At 72.4% G+C, this 19956-nt stretch carries 18 protein-coding genes; 7 read left to right on the forward strand and 11 right to left on the reverse strand.

Annotation, left to right across the window (positions count from 1 at the left end):
- Positions 1–27: 27 nt before the first annotated feature.
- Positions 28–999 (forward strand): helix-turn-helix domain-containing protein, encoded by a 972-nt coding sequence (locus tag ACZ7L4_RS24965; protein WP_472105746.1) that lies wholly within the window; start codon positions 28–30, stop codon positions 997–999.
- A 10-nt stretch (positions 1000–1009) separates the two neighbouring features.
- On the opposite strand, the gene ACZ7L4_RS24970 is transcribed toward ACZ7L4_RS24965, so the two are convergent.
- From ACZ7L4_RS24970 to ACZ7L4_RS25005, 8 genes are read right to left on the reverse strand one after another with little or no spacing between them, the layout of a single operon-like run.
- Positions 1010–2131 carry a lytic transglycosylase domain-containing protein gene (locus ACZ7L4_RS24970; RefSeq protein ID WP_472105748.1) on the reverse strand — a complete coding sequence of 374 codons (1122 nt, stop codon included), beginning with the start codon at positions 2129–2131 and terminating at the stop codon, positions 1010–1012.
- Entirely contained in the window at positions 2128–3531 is a 1404-nt protein-coding gene (locus tag ACZ7L4_RS24975; protein ID WP_472105750.1) for an ABC transporter substrate-binding protein, read from the reverse strand. Before ACZ7L4_RS24975 ends, ACZ7L4_RS24970 begins: the two co-directional genes overlap by 4 nt.
- 42 nt (positions 3532–3573) lie before the next feature.
- On the reverse strand, positions 3574–4269 hold the full coding sequence (locus ACZ7L4_RS24980; RefSeq protein ID WP_472105752.1) for an ABC transporter ATP-binding protein: 696 nt from the start codon (positions 4267–4269) through the stop codon (positions 3574–3576).
- Positions 4269–5054 carry an ABC transporter ATP-binding protein gene (locus ACZ7L4_RS24985; RefSeq protein WP_472105754.1) on the reverse strand — a complete coding sequence of 262 codons (786 nt, stop codon included), beginning with the start codon at positions 5052–5054 and terminating at the stop codon, positions 4269–4271. The genes ACZ7L4_RS24980 and ACZ7L4_RS24985 overlap by 1 nt, the downstream gene beginning before the upstream one ends.
- Positions 5051–7036, reverse strand: coding sequence for a branched-chain amino acid ABC transporter permease (locus ACZ7L4_RS24990; protein WP_472105756.1), 1986 nt, complete (start codon positions 7034–7036; stop codon positions 5051–5053). Before ACZ7L4_RS24990 ends, ACZ7L4_RS24985 begins: the two co-directional genes overlap by 4 nt.
- Positions 7024–7479 carry a hypothetical protein gene (locus ACZ7L4_RS24995; RefSeq protein ID WP_472105757.1) on the reverse strand — a complete coding sequence of 152 codons (456 nt, stop codon included), beginning with the start codon at positions 7477–7479 and terminating at the stop codon, positions 7024–7026. Before ACZ7L4_RS24995 ends, ACZ7L4_RS24990 begins: the two co-directional genes overlap by 13 nt.
- Complete coding sequence (locus ACZ7L4_RS25000) at positions 7476–7820, reverse strand: hypothetical protein (protein ID WP_472105759.1); 345 nt, start codon at positions 7818–7820, stop codon at positions 7476–7478. The genes ACZ7L4_RS24995 and ACZ7L4_RS25000 overlap by 4 nt, the downstream gene beginning before the upstream one ends.
- Positions 7808–9106, reverse strand: a complete 1299-nt coding sequence (locus tag ACZ7L4_RS25005) for a hypothetical protein (RefSeq protein WP_472105761.1) — start codon at positions 9104–9106, stop codon at positions 7808–7810. Before ACZ7L4_RS25005 ends, ACZ7L4_RS25000 begins: the two co-directional genes overlap by 13 nt.
- Before the next feature lie 321 nt (positions 9107–9427).
- On the opposite strand from ACZ7L4_RS25005, the gene ACZ7L4_RS25010 reads away from it, so the two are divergent.
- The 5 genes from ACZ7L4_RS25010 to ACZ7L4_RS25030 all read left to right on the forward strand — a co-directional run bounded on the left by ACZ7L4_RS25010 (position 9428) and on the right by ACZ7L4_RS25030 (position 15275).
- Positions 9428–10243, forward strand: a complete 816-nt coding sequence (locus ACZ7L4_RS25010; protein WP_472105763.1) for an IclR family transcriptional regulator — start codon at positions 9428–9430, stop codon at positions 10241–10243.
- Between the two features lie 39 nt (positions 10244–10282).
- Positions 10283–11863, forward strand: a complete 1581-nt coding sequence (locus ACZ7L4_RS25015) for an acyl--CoA ligase family protein (protein WP_472105765.1) — start codon at positions 10283–10285, stop codon at positions 11861–11863.
- 43 nt (positions 11864–11906) lie between these two features.
- Positions 11907–12443: a helix-turn-helix domain-containing protein gene (locus ACZ7L4_RS25020; protein ID WP_472105767.1), complete on the forward strand. Its 537-nt coding sequence runs from the start codon at positions 11907–11909 to the stop codon at positions 12441–12443.
- Between the two features lie 120 nt (positions 12444–12563).
- Positions 12564–13709 carry an aminotransferase class V-fold PLP-dependent enzyme gene (locus tag ACZ7L4_RS25025; RefSeq protein ID WP_472105769.1) on the forward strand — a complete coding sequence of 382 codons (1146 nt, stop codon included), beginning with the start codon at positions 12564–12566 and terminating at the stop codon, positions 13707–13709.
- Between the two features lie 75 nt (positions 13710–13784).
- The gene (locus ACZ7L4_RS25030; RefSeq protein WP_472105771.1) at positions 13785–15275 is read left to right on the forward strand and encodes an amino acid permease; all 1491 of its coding nucleotides are present in this window, start codon (positions 13785–13787) and stop codon (positions 15273–15275) included.
- Here ACZ7L4_RS25030 and ACZ7L4_RS25035 read toward each other — a convergent pair.
- A complete protein-coding gene (locus ACZ7L4_RS25035; protein WP_472105773.1) occupies positions 15263–15652 on the reverse strand; it encodes a VOC family protein in 390 nt (129 codons plus the stop codon). The two genes, ACZ7L4_RS25030 and ACZ7L4_RS25035, sit on opposite strands and share 13 nt — an antisense overlap.
- A gap of 426 nt (positions 15653–16078) precedes the next feature.
- Between ACZ7L4_RS25035 and ACZ7L4_RS25040 the strand changes: the two genes are divergently transcribed.
- Positions 16079–16789, forward strand: coding sequence for an AAA family ATPase (locus ACZ7L4_RS25040; protein ID WP_472105775.1), 711 nt, complete (start codon positions 16079–16081; stop codon positions 16787–16789).
- Here ACZ7L4_RS25040 and ACZ7L4_RS25045 read toward each other — a convergent pair.
- Together ACZ7L4_RS25045 and ACZ7L4_RS25050 are read right to left on the reverse strand one after the other, a co-directional pair.
- Entirely contained in the window at positions 16774–18603 is a 1830-nt protein-coding gene (locus ACZ7L4_RS25045) for a glycoside hydrolase family 2 protein (RefSeq protein ID WP_472105777.1), read from the reverse strand. The genes ACZ7L4_RS25040 and ACZ7L4_RS25045 overlap by 16 nt on opposite strands.
- 187 nt (positions 18604–18790) lie before the next feature.
- Complete coding sequence (locus tag ACZ7L4_RS25050) at positions 18791–19807, reverse strand: LacI family DNA-binding transcriptional regulator (protein WP_472105779.1); 1017 nt, start codon at positions 19805–19807, stop codon at positions 18791–18793.
- Positions 19808–19956: the final 149 nt, after the last annotated feature.

Genomic DNA, 19956 nt, shown 5'->3' on the forward strand with positions numbered 1-19956 from the left:
TAGGAACTCCCCCTGAGGGAGGTTCAAGTGCAGCTGTCGACCGACTCGCCCGGGCCGTCCGGCTCGCCCGACGGGCTGTGGTCCATCGGTGAGCTCGCCGAGCATGCGGGCACGACCGTCAAGACGGTCCGCTTCTACTCCGACAACGGCCTGCTGCCGGAGCGCACCCGCAGCGCGGGCGGGCACCGCCGGTACGACTCGGACGCCCTCGACCGGCTCCGCATGATCCGCTCACTGCGCGGTCTGGGCCTGCCCGTTCCCGAGGTGCGGCGCATCGTCGACGAGCGGTCGGGGGCGGACGGGGTGCTGGAGGACGCCGTCGCGGGACAGCTGCGCACCCTCGGCTCGCAGCTCAGTGCGCTGCGCTGGCAGGAGGCGGCGCTGCGCCTCGTTCAGGAGTGCCCGCCGCAGGAGCGGGCGGACCGGCTGCGGCTCGTCGGCGCGTTGGACACCCCGCCGAGCACGGCGCCACTGGCCAGATTCTGGCGGGCCTGGCTGCCGCCCCGCATGCTGGCCTCGTCGCGAACGGCCTTTCTGGAGGCCGCCGTTCCGTCCCCGCCCGACTCCCCGTCCCCGGGCCAGGTGCTCGCCTTCGCGCGGCTGTGCGCGCTGGTGTCACGCCCGTGCACGCCGGACACGGGACCGACGCAGCCCGCCGCGCACAGCACGGCCGGGGCGCGCGAATCCTCGGTCCTGTACGCCGGGTTGGCCGAGGCCTACGACCTGGCGGCCGAGCCGATACGGGCGGGCCGGGCCCCCACCCCTGGTGAGGCGCTCGACTGCTTCGTCGCGACGTACGCGAGCGTGACCAGGGCCCGCGACACCCCGGCCTTCCGCCGCGGCCTCGCAGGGCAGCTCGCCTCCGATCCGCGTCTCGACCGTTACTGGGACCTGGTGGCGGAGCTGACCACCCCGGAAGGCGGTCGCCCGGAGCCGACTCCGGGCACGGCCCACGACTGGCTCCTCGCCGCGCTGGACACGCAGCTCGCCGACGCCTGACCTCCCGGGCTCACTTCGACCGGCGCGAGGGAAGCAGCGGCGAGGGCGTGTGACCAGAGGTCGGCAACCGGAAGGTGGGACTGGGAAGGCTCGGCAGCTTGGGTTCCGACGGCCGCTTGCCGCCGCCCGACGGGCTCTCCGACGGCGAGGGGCCGGGCGTGGTGGCAGAGGGCGAGCCCGGCTCCTTGCCGCCCTTTCCGTGGCCCTTCCGCTTTCCGTCCTCCTCCTTCCCTCTCCCCTGGCCCTTGTCCGGCTTCTCGGACCTCCCGGGCTTGCCCGGCGCTTCCCCGTCTCCCGGCAACCCGGCCGTCGGCACGGCCCCGTTCCCGTACACCCGCATCCAGCTCAGCACCAACTCCAGGTAGGAATCCGAGTGGTTGTACGCCAGCACCGCCCTGCGGATTCCGGCGCCGCGCGTCAGGTCGCCGCCCGCCGCGCACAGGTAGCGGCCCGCCGCCAGCCACGCGTCGTCGATCTGGTGCGGGTCGCGGGCTCCGTCACCGTTGCCGTCGCTGCCCCAGTGGCGCCACGTGGAGGGGATGAACTGGGCGGGGCCCACGGCACGGTCCCAGGTGCGGTCGCCGTCCCAGGCCCCGCCGTCCGAGTCGTGGATGGCGGCCATGTCCGGGCCGCCGTCGAGGCGCGGGCCGAGTATCGGGGTTCGCGTACGGCCGTTCCCGTCCAGGGCGCCGCCGCGCGCATGCCCGGATTCCACCCGGCCGATCGCCGCGAGCAGCGGCATGCGTAGCCCGCACCCCGGCGATTCGGACGCGAGATCCTTGACGGCGCTCCGGTAGGCGGCGAGGACCCGGCCGGGAATCCCGTGCGCCGTCGGGAGCGCCGGGAGGTCCTTCGGAGGCTTCCCACCGTCGCGTTTCCCGGTCTTGAACGGCACCGGGCGCGTCCCCGGGATCTCCGTCGGCGCCTGCGGGTACAGCGGTGGGCTGCCGCCGCCCGCCTGCGCGCCGGGCGACGGCGCACGCGTGGCCGACACCGGTGCCATGTCCGCCAGCTGCCAGACCGTCGCCGTGGCCATGCCGCCCGTCGCCGCCACGGCGACCGCCCCGGTGAGGATCTGGTGCCACAGCAGGGTGCGCCGCCTGTCGCGGGTGCGGTCCGGTCGGCGGCTCACCAGCAGAACGCCTTTCCACCGGACATCGCCGTCCACCGGCCGCCCGAACCCCGCATCCCGAAGGCGCACTTGGTGTCGTTCGAGCCCTTACCGGTGTACGTCAGCGGGACGGTCAGGCCGTCGAAGCGCTGGCCGCGGAAGGTGCGCAGCTCCTTGATCAGTCCGGCCCTGGTGATGTCACCGGCGCCGCGCGCCGCCTTCTCGAACACCTTCGCCGAGGCCCAGCCCTGCGCGGCCGAGGGGCCGGGCACCTTGCCGCCGCCGTACTTGTTCCAGGCCGAGTTGAACTGCCCGAACCCGGCCGCCGACGAGCCCTTGAAGGGGAACACCGGGGTCACCGCCAGGACGTTCTTCAGGCCCGGCTTGGAGGCGGTGGTGCCGTCGACGGTGGCGCCCGGCTGCAGGAACTGCGGGTTGAAGTTCTGCCGGCTGCACGAGGAGGCGACCCGGTTCACGGTGTTGGGGTCGCCGGTCACCAGCATCAGGTCGACGTCCGCGTTGCGCGCCTGGATGCACTCGGCCGTGAAGTCGGGCTGGGTGACGGAGATCTTCGCGTTGTAGACGGGGTCGAGGCCGTAGCGCTTGGCGGCGTTCCCACTGCCGAAGAACCGCTCGTGCACATGGGTGCAGGCGTCGGAGTCGGTGCAGAAGAGGGCGCCGAGCTTCTTGCCCTTGCCGTACTTCGCGCCGACCTGAGCGAGTCCGTCGAGCGCCGAGTTGGTGCCGGGGCACTCGCTGAACAGCATGGGGCTCGCGGTCCACGCGGTGGTGGAGCAGTCGCCGCCGATGACGGGGACCTGCTTCTTCTCCACGTAGCTCCTCCAGGCGTTCATGGTCTGCGTGGTGGTGAAGGAGGCCACGATCGCGACGGCCTTGCGCTGTTCGACCAGCTCCTGCATCTGGCTGCGGCCCTTGGAGGCGTCGGCGCCGTCGTCCATGACGATGACCTTGACCTGGCGGCCCTTGATGCCGCCGTTCGCGTTGACGGTGGCCGCCCATGCCTGGAGGGCGCGCGGGCCCTGGGCGAAGGCGACGCCGCCGGGTCCCGATGTCGTACCGACGCTGCCGATGACGATGGGGCCGCCGCCGGACCTGCCGCCGCCCGCCTTTCCGCCACCGCCGCCGGACGCCGAGCCGCCACCGTCAGCACCGGCCCCACCGGCTCCGGTCCCGCTGCCGGACGTCCCGTCGGCCTTCGAGCCGTCGTCCGGCGTGGTGGAGCCGGACGAGCCGTCGGCGCCCACTCCGGTGTCCGAGCCCGCGGCCCCGGTGGCTACCTTTCCGCCGCTGCCCACGGAGCGTACGACGGTGTCGTGGTCGACCCGGCTGCCGCAGGCGGCGAGCACCAGGCTCAGCGCCGCCACGGCCGCCAGGCCGGCGCGTGTACGGGTTGGGGTCATGGTTCTCCTCCGGAGCGGGAACGAAGTGGCATGCGAGGGGGATCAGGTGTGCGCGCCCAGGTACTGCGCGACGAGCCGGTCGCCGTCCAACTCGCCCGGTTCTCCGGCGAATTCGATACGGCCCCGGTTCATCAGGTAGACGTAGTCGGCGAGTTCGAGGGCGCGGGAGACGTACTGCTCGACGAGGAGCAGGGCCCGGCCGTCCTCGGCCAGCCTGCCGAGGAACTCGAAGATCTCGTCGACGACGACGGGGGCGAGGCCCATCGACACCTCGTCGAGCAGTACGTAGTCGGCGTCGGTGACATGGGCGCGGGCGAGGGCCAGCATCTGCTGCTGGCCGCCGCTGAGCGAGCCCGCGAGCTGGCCGAGCTTCTCACCGAGGACCGGGAAGGCGGTGACGGCACGTTCCACGGCTTCGTCGACGTCGCCGCCGGCCGCCTGGATGAGGATGTTCTCCTTGACCGTCAGGGTCGGGAACACCCCGCGCCCTTCGGGGACATGGCAGACACCCGCGCGGGCGAGGGCGTGCGGGCGCTTGCCCGTGAGGTCCTTGCCGTCGATGGTGAGGCGCCCGGAGGTGGGTGCCAGCAGCCCGGACGCGACTCTCAACAGGGTTGTCTTTCCCGCCCCGTTGGTGCCGAGCAGCGCCACGACGGACTTGGGCGGGAGCCACACGTTCACCTCGCGCAGGACGCGGGCGCCGCCGTATCCGGCGTCGATGTCGTCGAGTTCCAGCACTACGCGGCCTCCGATCCGAGGTAGGCGGCGCGCACGGCGGGGCTCGCACGCACCTCGGCCGGTGTGCCCTCGAAGATCAGCCGGCCGAAGTCGAGTACGTAGAGGTGGTCGCAGACCGACATGACGAGGCCCATGTCGTGCTCGACGAGGAGCACTCCGCAGCCGCGTTCGGCGACGACCCTGGTGACGATGGCGCCGAACTTCTCCGTCTCGGCGGTGTCGAGGCCCGAGGACGGCTCGTCGAGCAGCAGCAGCCTGAAGTCCCCGGCGAGAACGCGGCCGAGGTCGACGAGGCGGCGCTGCCCGGTCGAGAGTGAGCCCGCGATCTCGTGGCGCAGGGCGCCGAGGCCGCACAGTTCGAGCACCTCCTCGGTGGCGGCCCGTACGGCCTTCGACTCGGCGGGGGTGGCCACGAGCTGTCTGAAGGGGTTGCCGCGGGCGAGCCCGGCCTCGCGTCCGAGCGCGATGTTCTGCTCGACGGTGAGCGAGTCGAACAGGTCCATGCGCTGGAAGGTCCGGCCGAGGCCGAGCCCTGCGCGAGCGGCGGGCGTCCGTCCGGTGATGTTCCTGCCGAACAGCCGGATCTCCCCCTGGGTGGGCCGCAGCAGCCCGGAGCAAGCGTTGAAGGTGGTGGTCTTCCCGGCCCCGTTGGGCCCGATGAGTCCGGTGACGCGGCCGAGCGGGGCGGCGAAGGCGGCGGAGTCGACGGCGGTGTTCCCGCCGAAACGGATGGTGAGGTCGTCGATCTCGAGCCCGTCCACGTTCGCGTCGGATGTCCCGTTCATCGCGCCGTCTCCTTCCGCAGCCCCGGACCCACCCGGATCCGCGCCGGCGCCGACCGCGCGGCGCGGGCCTTCCTCGCCGCCGTCAGGCGCTGCGCCGCCGGGCCCGGCGCCCCGAGGCGTTCGTCGGCGCGCGAGCCGTGCGACTCCTCCGGGGCGGGCGCTCCCGTGCCGCGGCGCCTCGCCGCACCCGCCTCGTACAGCGCGACGAGGAGCGCGCCGAAGCCGAAGAGGACCGGGAGTGCCTGGGCGAAGGTGTCGTTGGTGAGATACGCGGGGACGACCGCGACGAGGACCGCCGCGAGGGGCGGGCCCGCCGAGCGCAGGCCCGCGCACAGGATCAGGACGGTCAGCCAGGTCAGCGAGGTGTACGAGAGGAAGGGCGCGCCCGTCGCCGAGCGGCCCTGGGACGCGTACAGAGCGCCCGCGACACCGGCGACGAACGCCGAGATGGCGAAGACGGTGACGCGGGTGACGTTCACCCCGAGGCCGAGCGTGGAGAGCGTCGTGGGCGAGTCGGCCATGGCGCGCAGCAGCCGACCGAGGCGGCTTCGGCCGACGAGGGCGATGAGCAGGGAGCCCGCGACGGCGAAGGCGAGGAGGACGTAGTAGAAGGCCTCGTCGCCCTCGAAGAGGCCGGGGCGGGGCGCGGGCAGCGTGTTGGTCTTGCCGAACATCCAGGTCGTGCCGTAGATCGCCCGTTCCAGGAGCAGTCCGAGGCCGAAGGTGGCCAGGGCGAGATAGAGGCCGGAGAGCCGGATCGCGGGGATCGCCACCAGCATGCCGACGGGCACGGCGACGACGCCGGCGAGGAGCACGGCCAGCAGCCAGGGCAGTCCGGCGCCGACCGCGAGGTGGGAGAACGTCGAGGCACCCACCGCGACCAGCGCGGCGTGCGCCAGCGAGACCTGCCCCGAGGTGCACACGAGGAGCTGCAGCGAGGCGAAGATCAGGACGTACACCAACGCCGAGGAGTAGACGGGGAGTTTGGACGCCGCGACGAGCGGGACGCAGCCCGCGAGCACCACCGCGACCACGGCCACGATCCGGCCGGTGGCGCGGCTCACCAGTGGCTTCGAGGCGGGCGCGGGACGGTGTGCGCCGATCTCGGCGAGCCTGCCCCGGCCGACGAGCAGCAGCACGGCGAACAGCACCACGAACGGCATCGCGGGCGGCAGGCCCGAGAGTGTCTCGGACGTGGCGACCCACTTCGTGGCGAGCGCGGAGAGGACGCCGATGAGCAGCCCGCCCGCGTAGGTGAGGGGGAGGCTGGAGAAGAGTCCGACGGCCGCGGCTCCGTACGCCTGCACCACCAGGAGGGTCAACAGCAGGACGTCCAGGCCGAGTTGGGGCGCCAGCAGGATGCCGGACGCGGCGGCGAACCAGCAGCCGATGAGCCAGGCCCGGGTGCGTACCGCGAACGCACTCGTACCGGAGAGTTCCAGCAGATCCGGGTCGTCGACGACCGCCCGCATCCGTACGCCCATCGAGGACAGCCGGAAGAAGACGAAGAACCCGAGCGCTCCGGCCGCCGCGACGATCGCCGAGGTCAGCTGGTCGATGCCGACGTGCACGCCGATCACCGTGACCGTGTCGGTGGGCAGGAAGCCGGGGAAGTCGAGGGCCGAGCTGCCGTAGCCGGCGATCAGCGCGCTCGTGACGACGAGTTGCAGGCCGACGGTGGCGACGACCTTGGTGGCGACGGTCGCAGCGGCGAGGGTGCGCGTGACGCGTTCCATGAGCAGCGCGACGACCGGCGGCACCACGACCACGGCGACGGCGAGCGCCACGGGCCAGGGCAGGCCGCGCAGCGTCCGCAGGTCGTAGTAGACGAACGCGGAGATCGCGGCGATGGCCCCGTGCGCGAAGTTGAAGATGCCCGAGGTCTTGTAGGTGAGGACGAGTCCCATGGCGGCGAGTCCGTACACGGATCCGGTGGTGACGCCGACGACGAGGAACGGCAGCAGTTCGTTCACGGCGCGCACACCCCGCACGGTTCACCCGCGCCGACCGCGGCCGGCGTCACCTCCTTGCCCGCGACCAGCGGGCAGTGAGGCCGGTGCGGGCGGTCCATGCCCTCGGCGCGCACGAGCGGCAGGGCGAGTGTGTCGTCCGTGCTCCTGGTCCGAGGCGTGGGCCTGGTCCGTGTGTCCTCGTCGTCGTCCGCGGGCGCGAGGGCGATCAGCGTCACGCGCCGCTCCCCCAGCGCCCGGCGGGCCCGCAGCAGCCACAGACAGAGGCCGCCCGCGCCGACCGCGAATCCGGCGACGCCGAGGTTCGTCCAGGCCGCCTGCCGGGCGGTCGACACCGTGGCACTCGCGCCGAACCACGCGGTCACGATCAGGGCGATCCCGGCCAGGCTCGTACCGCAGACGGTGACGACGTCGCGGTCGCGCCAGGGGACGGCGCGCGGGTCGGCGCCGGTCATCGGAGGCTCCCTTCGGGTACGGCCGCGGAAGTCGGTGTCTCGGAGCCGCCGGGGGCCGCGACGGAGGGAGCCGCCCCGCCGCCCGTCCGCAACGCCTGCTCGATGCGGTCGAGCTTGCGCCACTCGTCGCGCAGGTCGGCCGAGAGCCAGAGCGCGCTGGACAGGCCGAGCAGGAACAGGCTGCCGAGCCCGGCGCTGATCACGTACGGCAGCTGCTCGGCGGGGTACGGCGTGCCGCTCACCCCGCGCCAGCCGAGGACGAGGGTCACGGCGCCCGCGAGCGCGGTGAGCGCGGCGGTCAGCCGGTCCCACTGACTGCGTATCCGGGTCACGAGGTCCATCGAGTCTTCACTCCCAACAGGCGCAGCAGGGTGCCGGCGGCGAACGTGGCCACGGCGCCGAACGCGAGCACGATGTAGAGGCCGGTGACACCCATGTCGGTCGGATTGGTGGCGAGTCGGACGGTCCGGGTGTCCTTGGGCCCTGACGGGGATCCGCCGCCGTCGGACGGTGTCTTCGGGGTGTCGGCGCCGCCTCCGCCGGTGGGTGCGGGCGCCCCCGCACCATCACCGCCGCCCGTCCCGGAGGGGGCTTGCGGGGCGGGGGCGGGTGGCATGCCGCCGGTGCCGGGAGGTGCCTCGACGCGTCCTGCGTCGGCGGAGGCGCGGCCGAAGACATAGGTGACGGTGTAGACGGACCCGGACCGGGTGTCCTGCTGGCGGGCCCGCACCTCGAGTCCGGCGGACACGATGCCGTGCTTGGTCCGCTTCTCGTCCAGGTAGCGGAGCTTGACGCCGGCCTTGGCGAGGGCCTGCGTCAGCGTCTCGGCCGGGTCCGCCCCGCCGGTGCCTCCGCCGGGCAGCTTCAGGGCCTTTCCCGCGACCTTGAGCCCGTCCGGTGTGATCTCCACGCCCTGGCCCGCGATCTCGGTGCGGCCGATGGCGAGTTCGGAGTCGCGGACGACCTTCCCGGAGCGGTCGACGGAGGCGTCGGCCGAGCTGCGGATGCGGCCGATGTCGAGGACGCCGTTCACGGACCAGGGCCGGGTGTCGGCGCTCGCCTCCGCCGTGCCGGTGAGGGCGTCGGGGTCGACGGAGGAGTGGGCGGCCGTCCTGGTGGAGGCGCCGGTCGCGTCCTTGCCCAGGACGGTGCCGGCCACCGCGTCGGTGGACGTCTTGGTGCTGTGCGCGCGCATGGTGTGCGGGGCCTTGCCGGCCTTCGCGCTGTCCTCGGACGGGTACTTGGAGGCCGCGTACAGCGGGTAGTCGGGGAACTTCTGCCCTGTCTGGCCGCCGATGAGCGCGGGGGCGGAGATGACCGTCTCACCGGGGAACGGGCTGCTCGCCCACCCCGAGGACTCGCCGACCGCGTAGTTCACACAGGACCTGGCCACCGGGATGCCCACCCCGGCGGGCGCCGACAGCAGTGTGTCGTTGCTCGCGCTCACGGTCACCTGCACGCCCTGCGCCGTCGCGGTCACCGGGCAGTCCTCTCCCTCGGCCGCTTCCGGTTCTGCGGCGCCCGCCGCACCGGTCGCCGCGGGCAACAGCACCAGAAGCACGGCCGTGCCCGCCCCGCAGAGCGCGCGGGCCCGCCGGGGGACGGCGTGAGTTCCTCGCTCGGACATCGATGCCCTTCACGTAGACGTGGCCTTGAGGCTCGGGTGGGCCCACCAGACTTGACAGACCGTCAGATCCGGCTGACGTGCCGCACTCTGTGGGTGCGCGGCGCCACCCGGAAGGGGCCCGGCGGCCGCGTCCCGCTCACCGGGCCCGCCACTCCCGCTCAGTGGGACTCACCGACGGACGGCCGGCAGCCGGTCCGAGCCCTGCGCAGAAGTGAGGATTCTGTATATGCGCGACGCGAAGCCCGCAAGGGACTCCCCCGCGTGCCCCCGTTCGGTCGACACTTGGCGATCCCGGTCAGCACACCCACCAGGGAGGCGACCATGACGACACCGGCGACGGCAGACACCAACACAGCAGAGCCTCGCGGCCCGTCCCCCGCCGCCCCGATCTCGATGATCGAACGCATGACGGTCATCCTCGACGCGTTCGAGCCGCACACCCCGAGCCTCTCCCTGCTCGACCTCATCGACCGCACGGGCCTGCCGCGCTCGACGCTGCACCGCATCCTCGACCAGATGATCCGGCTGCGCTGGCTCACCCACTCCACCGGCGGCTACCGCCTCGGCATGCGCCCGCTGGAGCTCGGCGGACGGGCCGCGGGGCACAGCGAGATCAGGGACGTCGTCACGCCGCTGCTGCACGAGATGTGCCGGCGCACCGGGCTCGCGGGACACCTCGCCGTCCTCGACGGGCGCGAGGTGGTCTTCCTCGACAAGGCGGGCGGCCGCCCGGCGGCCCGCCTTCCCACCCGGCTCGGCGCCCGGCTGCCCGCGCACACGACGGCCGTCGGCAAGGCGATCCTCGCGACCCTCGAACCCGGCCTGGTCGACTCGGCGTACCGCGGCCGGCTCCCCCAGAGCACCGCACGCAGCCTGCGCACGGCCGCGGATCTGCGCCAGGAACTGGCCAGGATCCGGGGGCGCGAGGGCCTGGCCGTCGACAACGAGGAGACGCTGTCCGGCGTCCGCTGCATCGCCGCGCCGTTGCGCGGTTGCGGCCAGGCCACGGCGGCGCTGTCCCTGTGCGGGGACCGGCAGGCGGTGGACTTCAAGGAACTGGCGCCGCTCGTGCACGACGTCGCGGGCGAGGCGCGGCGGGCGCTGTTCCCACGGCTTGGCCGCCACGGAACGGGGTAGAGCCGGTGTCGGGACCCCGCTCTCCCTCAGGAGGCCACCATGCCGGAAACCGTCACCGACCTCGACGCCCTGTCGTACGAGCCGCTGACCCCCACCGCGTACCTGGACCGTGCCGCCTCGGCGCACGGCGACCGGATCGGGGTCATCGACGGTGAACGGCGCTGGACCTACGCGGAGTTGCACGACCGCTGCACCCGTCTGGCGGGCGCTCTCGCCCCGCTGGCCGACGGACGGCCTGTGGCGGTCCTGGCCCCGAACACCCACGAACTCCTGGAGGCGCACTACGGTGTGCCGTGGGCAGGCGTGCCGCTCGTGGCGGTCAACACGCGGCTCGCGGCGGCCGAAGTGGCGTACATCCTGAGCCATTCGAAGGCGGCCGTGCTGATCCACGACCCGTCCTTCGACCTCCTGGTGGACGACGCGCTGGCCCGCCTGGACACCCCGCCCCGCCGCATCAGGTCGGGCGAGGAGTACGAGTCGCTGCTCGCCGGTGCCGAGCCGCTCCACGAGACCCCGGCCGACGAACGCTCCCTCCTCGCCGTCAACTACACCTCGGGCACGACGGGCCGCCCCAAGGGCGTCATGTACCACCACAGAGGCGCGTACCTGCAAGCGGTCGCGATGGTCGCCCACACGGGACTCACCCCGTCCTCGGTGCACCTGTGGACGCTGCCGATGTTCCACTGCAACGGCTGGTGCTTCCCGTGGGCGGTGACCGCGGCGGCGGCCACACATGTGTGCCTTCCGAAGCTCGACCCGGCCGAGGTGTGGCGGCTGATCCGCGAGGAGGGCGTGACACACCTCAACGGCGCGCCCACGGTCCTCTCGATGATCGCCTACGCCCCGGAGGCCGCCCCGCTGCCGAAGGGCCGCACGATCCGCATGGCGACGGGCGGCGCCCCGCCCTTCCCCGCGATCCTGCGCAGGATGGGCGAGTTGGGCTTCGACGTCACGCACCTGTACGGGCTCACGGAGACGTACGGGCCCGCGATGCTCTGCGACTGGCGGCCCGAGTGGGACTCCCTGGACGGCGCGGCGCAGGCCCGCCTCAAGGCCCGGCAGGGCGTGGGCAACATGATCTCGTGCACGGCCCGCGTGATCGCCGACGACGGCACCGACGTCCCGGCGGACGGCACGACCACCGGCCAGATCGCACTGCGCGGCAACAACGTCATGCTCGGCTACCTGGACGACCCGGAGGCGACGGCGGCCGCCGCTCCGGACGGCTGGTTCCGCACCGGCGACATCGGCGTCGTGCACCCCGACGGCTACGTCGAGCTCCGCGACCGCTCCAAGGACGTCATCGTCTCGGGCGGCGAGAACATCGCGTCGGTCGAAGTCGAACAGGCCATCATGGACCACCCGGCGGTCCTGGAGGCGGCGGTGATCGCGGTCCCCGACGAACGCTGGGGCGAGGTTCCGGCCGCGTACATCACCCTCCGGGACGGCGCCTCGGCGACCGCCGCGGAGATCATCGACCACGTCCGCGCCCGCCTCGCCCGCTTCAAGGCCCCGAAGTCGGTGACCTTCGGCGAACTCCCCAAGACGTCGACCGGCAAGATCCAGAAGTACGTCCTGCGGGACAAGGCGTGGGCGGGGACGGCGCGGCGGATCAATTGACCGGCCCCTCGGAGGACGAGCGGCGGTGGTCTAGCCTCGCCCCGTGATCGGTAATCGGATACGTGAGCTGCGCAAGGCCCACAAGATGACCGTGCGCCAGCTGTCGGTGGCGGCCGGGGTGTCGACCGGGCTGGTGAGTCAGGTCGAGCGCGGGCTCACCGACCCCAGTCTGGAGACGCTGCGCCGGCTCTCCGCCGCGCTCGGGCTTCCGCTGTTCGACCTGTTCCGGCAGGACGAGGCGGAGGAGGTCGCGGTGGTGCGGCGCGAGCGGCGGATTCAGGTGCGCTCGCCGCAGGGCGGGATCGAGTACACGCGGGTGTCGGCCGGGTCGGCGCGGCTCGAGGTCCTGGAAGGGACGCTGGAGCCGGGCGGGTCGTCCTCCGACGAGCGGTACAGCCATCCGTCCGAGGAGTGCGTGCTGCTGCTGAGCGGCAGCCTCGTCGTCGAAGCGGGCGACGGGCGTTACGAGTTGGGGCCGGGCGACAGCTGCACCTTCGACTCCCGTGTCCCGCACCGCTACGTCAACGAGGGCGAGGAGACCGCACGTTTCCTGGTGAGCGTGACGCCGCCGAGCCGGTGAGCCCACGGGCCCCCGCGGCCACAAGTACCCGTGCCCGCACACCCATTGACGCGGCGCACACCCGGCTGGTTCGATCACCCGCACTGAACAAGTTCACCGGGATTGAATGCGAGTCGCCCCGTGCCGATCGACACCCTGGACACCCCCGAACGCTTCCGCGCCCGCTTCCCCTCCCTCAAGGACACGGTCCACCTGGCCAGTTGCAGCCAGGGGGCGGCGTCCGAGCACGTGCTGACGGCGCTGCAGGAGTTCCAGTGGTCCATGCGCAGCCACGGCGCGCCGTGGGGTGAGTGGATGGTCCAGGTCGATGCCGCGCGGGCCGCGTTCGCCGCGCACATCGGTGCCACCGCGGACGAGATCGCGGTGGTGGGCTGCGCCTCCGACGGGGCGTACCAGGTGGCGTCCACTCTGGACTGGTCACGCCGTCCCGGCCTTGTCACGACGGACATGGAGTTCCCGTCCATCGCGCATGTGTGGCTGGCGCAGGGCGGGCGGGGCGCGCAGGTGCGGCACGTGCCGGACGAGGACGGGATCGTTCCCGCCGCGGGATACGCCGATGCCATCGACGACTCCACCAACCTCGTCTCCATCCCCCTGGTGTCGTACCGCAACGGTGTCCGGCTGCCCGTCGCCGAGACCGTCCGGGCGGCGCGGGCCGCGGGCGCGCGGGTGTTCGTCGACGCGTACCAGGGACTCGGCGTACTCCCCGTCGACGTACGGGAGTTGGACTGCGACTACCTGGTGTGCGGCGCGCTGAAGTATCTCCTTGGCGTTCCCGGCATCGCCTTCCTGTACGTGCGCGATGGTGTGCGGGACGAGGTGGCGCCGCAGCTCACCGGGTGGTTCGGGCGGGTGGATCCCTTCGGGTTCGACCCTCGTACGCTCGACTTCCCGGAGACCGCCCGGCGCTTCGAGACCGGCACGCCGTCGATTCCCTCCGCGTACGCCGCCGCGGCCGGGTTGCGCACGCTGGCGGAGGTCGACGCCAAGGACGTCGAGGCGCACATCCGCGAGCTCACCGCGTATGCACACCAACGCCTCACCGAGGCCGGCGAGACCCTTGCCTCGCCCGCGGATCCCGAACTCCGTGGACCGCAAGTGGCGATCACAGATTCCGCCCCGGACACGCTGGCCGCCGCGCTCGGCGAGCGCCGCATCGTCACCAGCCCGCGCGGCACCCTGCTCCGCGTCTCGTTCCACTACTACAACACCCTCGCCGACGTCGACGCGCTGATCGCCGCGCTCGGCGAGATACGCGCCAAGTAGCCACGTCGCCACGTAGTTCATGTGGCCAAGCAGCCGCACGTCCAGGAACACCGCACCCACCACGGAGCGAGTGACATGCCCGACGACCCGCGCATCGACTCGGCACCACCGCAGGACCACGGTCTGAAACGGTCCCTGACCGGGCGTCAGCTCAGCATGATGGGTCTTGGCGGCGCCATCGGCACCGGCCTGTTCCTCGGTTCGAGTCTCGCCATCTCGGCCGCGGGCCCCGCCACGGTGATCGCGTACGTGGTGTGTGCGCTGATCGCCCTGGTGATCGGCTGGGCGCTCGCCGAGATGACGTCCGTGCACCCGGCGGCGGGCTCCTTCGGCAGCATCGCGCGGCACTATCTGGGACCGCTGGCGGGGTTCGTGATCCGCTGGACGTACTGGACGATCCAGGTGATCGCGATCGGTGGCGAGGTGATCGCGGCCGGCATCTATGTGCGTTTCTGGTGGCCCGAACTCCCGCTCTGGCTCCCGGTGGTGGCGTTCTCGCTGCTGCTGCTCGCGGCGAACGCGCTGAGCGTCGGGGTGTTCGGCCGCCTGGAGTACTGGTTCTCCACCATCAAGATCACCGCGATCGGCGTCTTCGTCCTGCTCGGCTGCGCGTACGTGTTCCTCGGCCTGCCCGGACACACCGCGGTCGGCACCTCGAACCTGTCGGGACACGGCGGACTGCTGCCGCACGGCATGAGCGGCCTCGCCACGGCCTTCGTGTTCGTCATCTTCAGCTACATCGGCACCGAGATCATCGCGGTGACCGCCGCCGAGTCCGAGAACCCGGTGCGGGACATCCCCCGCGCGGCCCGCCGGATGGTCGTCCGCCTCGCGCTGTTCTACGTCCTGGCCATGGCGGTCGTCGTCACCGTCGTGCCGTGGACGCGCACCGCGAAGGGCGGCGACGTCACGGCGAGCCCGTTCGTGCAGCTCTTCGACGTCGCGGGCATCCCGGCGGCGGCAGGCATCATGAACTTCGTCGTGCTCACCGCGGCCCTCTCCAGCGCCAACGCCAACACCTATCTCGCCACCCGCATGATCCACTCCCTGGCGGTGGACCGGCACGCCCCGCGGCTCTTCGCACGGGTCGGAACGCGCGGCGTCCCGCACCGGGCGCTCGCCGTGTCCGGCATCGGCCTCGGCGCGGCGGCGCTCCTGTCAGTGCACTCCGAGGACACGGCGTACATCCTGCTCTTCGGCATCTCGGTGTTCGGCGCGCTGGTGGTGTGGATCCTCATCCTGGCCACGCATCTGGCCTTCCGCCGCCATCGCACACGGAACGGCCTCCCGGCCTCACCGGCCCGGCTGCGCGGCGCGCCGTTCACCACCGTCGCGGCGGCGCTCGCCCTCGCGGCGATCCTGGTCTCGACCGTGTTCATCGAGGGCCTGGAGGACTCCTGGAAGGCGGGCCTGCCGTTCTTCGCCGTGCTGGTGCTGGTGTACCGGTTCGGCGCGCGGCGGTACGAGACGGCCGGCGCGCTGCCGGACAGCACGGTGCCGGAGGGCGTGGTCCCGCCCGCCCGCGCGCCACGGGATCCGTCCGGCGCGCCGGATCACTCCAGGTAGTGGGCGCGCCCGTCGTCGTCCATGTCCACGGACCCTTCGGGCAGGATGCAGAACTCGTTGCCCTCCGGGTCCGCCATCACCAGGAACCCGCCCTCGTCGTACTCCGTCAGCCGCCGCCCGCCGAGCGCCTCGACGCGCCGCTGCTCGGCGGCCAGGTCGGGCGAGGTCAGGTCGACGTGCATGCGGTCCTTGCCGGGCGTGGGCCGAGGATTCCGCTGAAACCCGAACACCAGGCCGCCCTCCCGGCGCAGCCAGATGTAGGGCCCCGTACGACTCTCGACGGGCCGCCCGAGCAGCTCGGACCAGAACGCGGCCAGCCGTTCGGGGTCCTCGGCGTCGATGACAAGGGCGGCGATCTGCAGGGGTTTCGGTGTCATGCGGGGCCTCCAACCGGTTCGAACCGCGGTGTCCGAACGACTGCCCGGATCACCGGGTTCGTCACTCACCTGCGTCCGCGCAACTGACGGCATCGGTGTCGGTATCGGTATCGGTGTCGCTTCCTTCCTCGTCCATCGTCGTGTCTCACGCGTGGCACGCAAGCCGTCGCGGAGTCGCGCGTCGCGGTGGGTGACCAGGTCACCGGGGGCAGACGCCGGTCGGCCTTTCGGTCTCGCGGCGGGTGCCGCCGCGCCGGGCCGTCCCGAGCACCCACCGGTGCGGGCGCCCGGCGTTCCTGCACCTCGGCGGAGAGCTCGGCGCCGCGCTCACGGGCCGACGCGCGGGACGGCGACTGTCAGTGCCGCCTGTGATGATGAAGCCATGCCGAACGCACCGTCCGCGCACCCCGCGAAGGGCCGCGCCACATGATCGTCGAGCGGGCCCATGTGCCGGTCGTCCCGACCGCGCGGGCCGACACATGGCCGTGGTCGGTGCCGTGCATACGGACCCTCACCACCGAGGGGCTCCGCTTCACCGCGCCGGTCACGTTCCTCGTCGGTGAGAACGGCTCGGGCAAGTCGACGCTGGTCGAGGCGCTCGCGGAAGGCTTCGGCCTGGACTCCTGGGGCGGCTCGCACGACTGGCGCTACGCGTCGCACCGGCGGAAGTCGGTGCTCGGCGAGCACATACGGTTCGACGCCGCGCCCCGCGGGCGGCGCATGCTGGGCAGCTGGTCGGCGCGCAAGGGATTCTTCCTGCGCGCCGAGACGGCGATCGACGCGCTGGACCGGGAGGGGTTCGAGCCGGACTCGGTCAGCCACGGCGAGGGCTTCCTCGCCGCGTTCCGCGGCAAGTTCCTGCAGCCCGGCCTGTACGTCCTCGACGAACCGGAGGCGGCGCTCTCCTTCACATCGTGCCTTGAGCTGCTGGGCCACATCTCCGAGCTGACGAAGGCGGGTGGCCAGGTCGTCTGCGCCACCCACTCCCCTCTCCTGACGGCGCTGCCCGGCGCCGACATCCTGGAGCTCGGCGAGCACGGGATGCGGCGCAGCACCTGGCAGGAGCTGGCGCTGGTCGACCACTGGCGCCGCTATCTGGCCGACCCGCACAGCTATCTACGTCATGTCCTCGGTTGACCGTTGCCCTCGATGGCCGCGGGCCGCACCTGTGCCGCCCGAACCCGCGCCACGTCCAGCTTCTCGGAGCGGTCGAAGCGGTAGACGCCGTTCTGCTCCTGGAAGACGTCGGTGAGCTGCGTGTAGCAGTAGCCGAACATGTCCGGGTCGTCGAGGAGGACGCCGGTGAGCCCCGTGAAGCGGTGGTGGAACTCCTCCTCGTCGCGGGGGCGTTGGCCGTAGCCCCACGAGACGTCGCGGTCCTCGCCCGCGGCCTCCGCCTCGTCGGGGTTCCACCAGATGCCGCCGAACTCGCTGCAGAAGTACGGCTGTCCGCGGTAGGGGACGGACCAGGTGGCGTCCGGCGCCTCGTCCTGCGGATTGACGAACGGTTCGTCCTTGGCGAGGCCGCTCATCAGCTCGCCGAAGATCTCCGGGTTCTGCTCGTAGCAGTGGGAGTCGTAGATGTCCGTCTCCGGTACGCGGTGCGCGTAGCCGGAGGCGTCGAGGACCGGCCGTGTGGTGTCGGCGGCCTTGGTGGCGAGGAACATCGCGCGGGTGACCTCGTCGAGGACGGACCGGCGGTCCGAGAGCCGCTGACGTGTCTCGTTGAGCGGGCACCAGCCGATGATCGACGGGTGGTTGTAGTCGCGCTCGACGGCCTCCAGCCACTGCGCCACGAACCCGCTGGTGGGCTGCTGGTTGTCGGTGCTCACGGGCCCCGTGCTCGCACCCCAGTCGCCGAACTCGCCCCACACCAGGTAGCCGAGCCGGTCGGCGTGGTGCAGGAAGCGCTCCTCGAACACCTTCTGGTGCAGGCGGGCCCCGTTGAAGCCGGCGGCGAGGGAGAGCTCGATGTCGCGGACGAGCGCGGCGTCGTCGGGGGCCGTCATCAGGCCGTCGGGGTAGTAGCCCTGGTCGAGGACGAGCCGCTGGAAGACCGGCTCGCCGTTGAGCAGCACCCGCTTGCCGTCGACGGTGACCGAGCGCAGGCCCGCCGTGCACACCGCCGAGTCGACGACGGCGCCGGACGCGTCGACGACGTCGAGGTGGATCTCGTACAGGTGCGGGTCCTCGGGCGACCAACTCCTGCGCCGCTCCTCGGGGATGGGCAGGACGAGGCGCGGTGCGAGGTCGAGGTGGGCGGCGACCGAGGCCTCCGTGACCGTCCCCTGCGCGTCGGTGAGCCGGGCACGGACGCGGTGGCCCACGCGGCTCCCGGACAGCGGGAGTTCGAGGTGGAAGCAGCCCGCGGCCAGATCGGGGGTGATGCGCGGGCGGCCGAGGTGGGTGTCGGCGACCGGTTCCATCCACACCGTCTGCCAGATCCCGGTCGTACGGGTGTAGAGGCAGCTGTAGTTGGCGTAGCGGTCGGACTGCTTGCCGCGTGCCTGCGGGCCCTTGGATTCGTCCCTGGCCCGCACGACGACGGTGGCGTCCTCGCCGGGCCGCACCGCGTCGCCCAGGTCGGCGCTGAACGAGGTGAACCCGCCGCTGTGCCGGGCCACTTCCCGCCCGTTCACCCAGACCGTCGCGTCGTGGTCGACGGCTCCGAAATGCAGCACGACCCTGCGCCCGGCCCACTCGGCGGGCACCCGCACGGTGCGCCGGTACCAGACGGCGGCGTGGAAGTCCGTGTCACCGATGCCGGACAGCTCCGACTCCGGACAGAACGGCACGGTGATCCGCTCGGGCAACTCGGCGTCGACCAGGCCGCGTTCGAGCCCGCTGTCGCCGGGGTCCCGGGCGAACTGCCACGGGCCGTTGAGGTTGAGCCAGTCCGTCCGGACGAAGCCGGGGCGCGGGTACTCCGGGCGGGGCAGGTCCTGGGCCATGCACTCTCCTGGGGCGTCGTGACGGGTACGTGCGAGGAGCGGGGTGCGGCACGGTCCACGCGCCGCCGAACCGGATGCCCTCGGCAGTCATCACAGCATCGTTTTACACCGCTGTAAACGAGAACCGGAGAACTGCGCGGGAGATCCGCACAGAACACCTGCCGGTCTGCCCGGCCCCGCCCCCCGCTCAGCCCGTCGGCCGCGGCGCGCTCTCCCTGACCACCAGTGAGTGCGTGACGACCTCGTGCCTGCCGAGCCCCTCGAAGCCCTCGATGCGCTCGATGAGCAAGTCCAGCGCGCGCCGCGCGAGTTCGGCCTCGTCGGCCCGTACGCAGGTCAGGCTCGGCCGCACCGCCGACGCGAGCCTGCTGTCGTCCCAGCCCGTGACCGCGACGTCCTCCGGCACCCGAAGCCCCCGCTCCCCCAGCGCCCGCAGGGCGCCCAGCGCGACCAGGTCGTCGCGGCAGAAGACCGCGTCCGGCGCCATCCCACCGTCGAGCGCGGCCCCGAGGGTCTGCGCGCCGGAGTCCGCGTCGGCCACCCGCCCGGTGACGATCAGGGCGGGATCGACCGGAAGTCCGCAGGCCTCCAGCCCCTGCTGGTAGCCGATGAGGCGCTGCCTGGACGTCTCACTGGGGGCCGTCTCCTCGGCGCACAGGAAGGCGATGCGGCGGCGCCCCAAAGCGGCGAGGTGCTCCACGACCTGCGCGGCGGCGGCGATGTTGTCGATCCGTACGTGGTCGACGGTCAGCGGCGCGGCACTCTCCCCCAGGAGCACGACCGGGACCCCTCGACGGTGCTGGGCGATCTCCGTCGAGTTCAGCCACGAGGGCTGCAGGAGCACACCGTCGACGACGCCCGCCTCCTGCGCGGACAGGATGGCGCGCTCGATCTCCGGATCGTCGCCCGACTCCTCGAGCAGCAGCCGGTAGCCGCGCTCGCCGGCCGCCCGCGACAGGACGTGCGCGAGCTCGGCGAAATACGGGATGCGCAGGTCGGGAAAGGCGAGCGCGATCATTCCGGTGCGGCCGGTGGCGAGGTTGCGGCCGCGCAGGTTGGGCCGGTAGCCCAGCTCGTCGATGGCGCGCTGGACCTTGGCGCGCGTGCTCTCGCGCACGTGCACATAGCCGTGCACGACGTTCGAGACCGTCTTCGTCGAGACGCCTGCGTGCTGGGCGACATCGCTCAGGCGGACGTTGGGCAATTCGCCTCCTGGTGGGCCTACGCGGGAGTCGCGTGGACCGGGCGCGGGGCCCGCGCCTGGTCGGACGCCCCGCCGACTGCGCGCCGAACCCTACCTGTTGACACCCAAATTTACAGCGCTGTAAGTTCGCCGCGCTCTGCTCGTAACTG

The organism is Streptomyces sp. NPDC107575 (genome assembly GCF_055657265.1).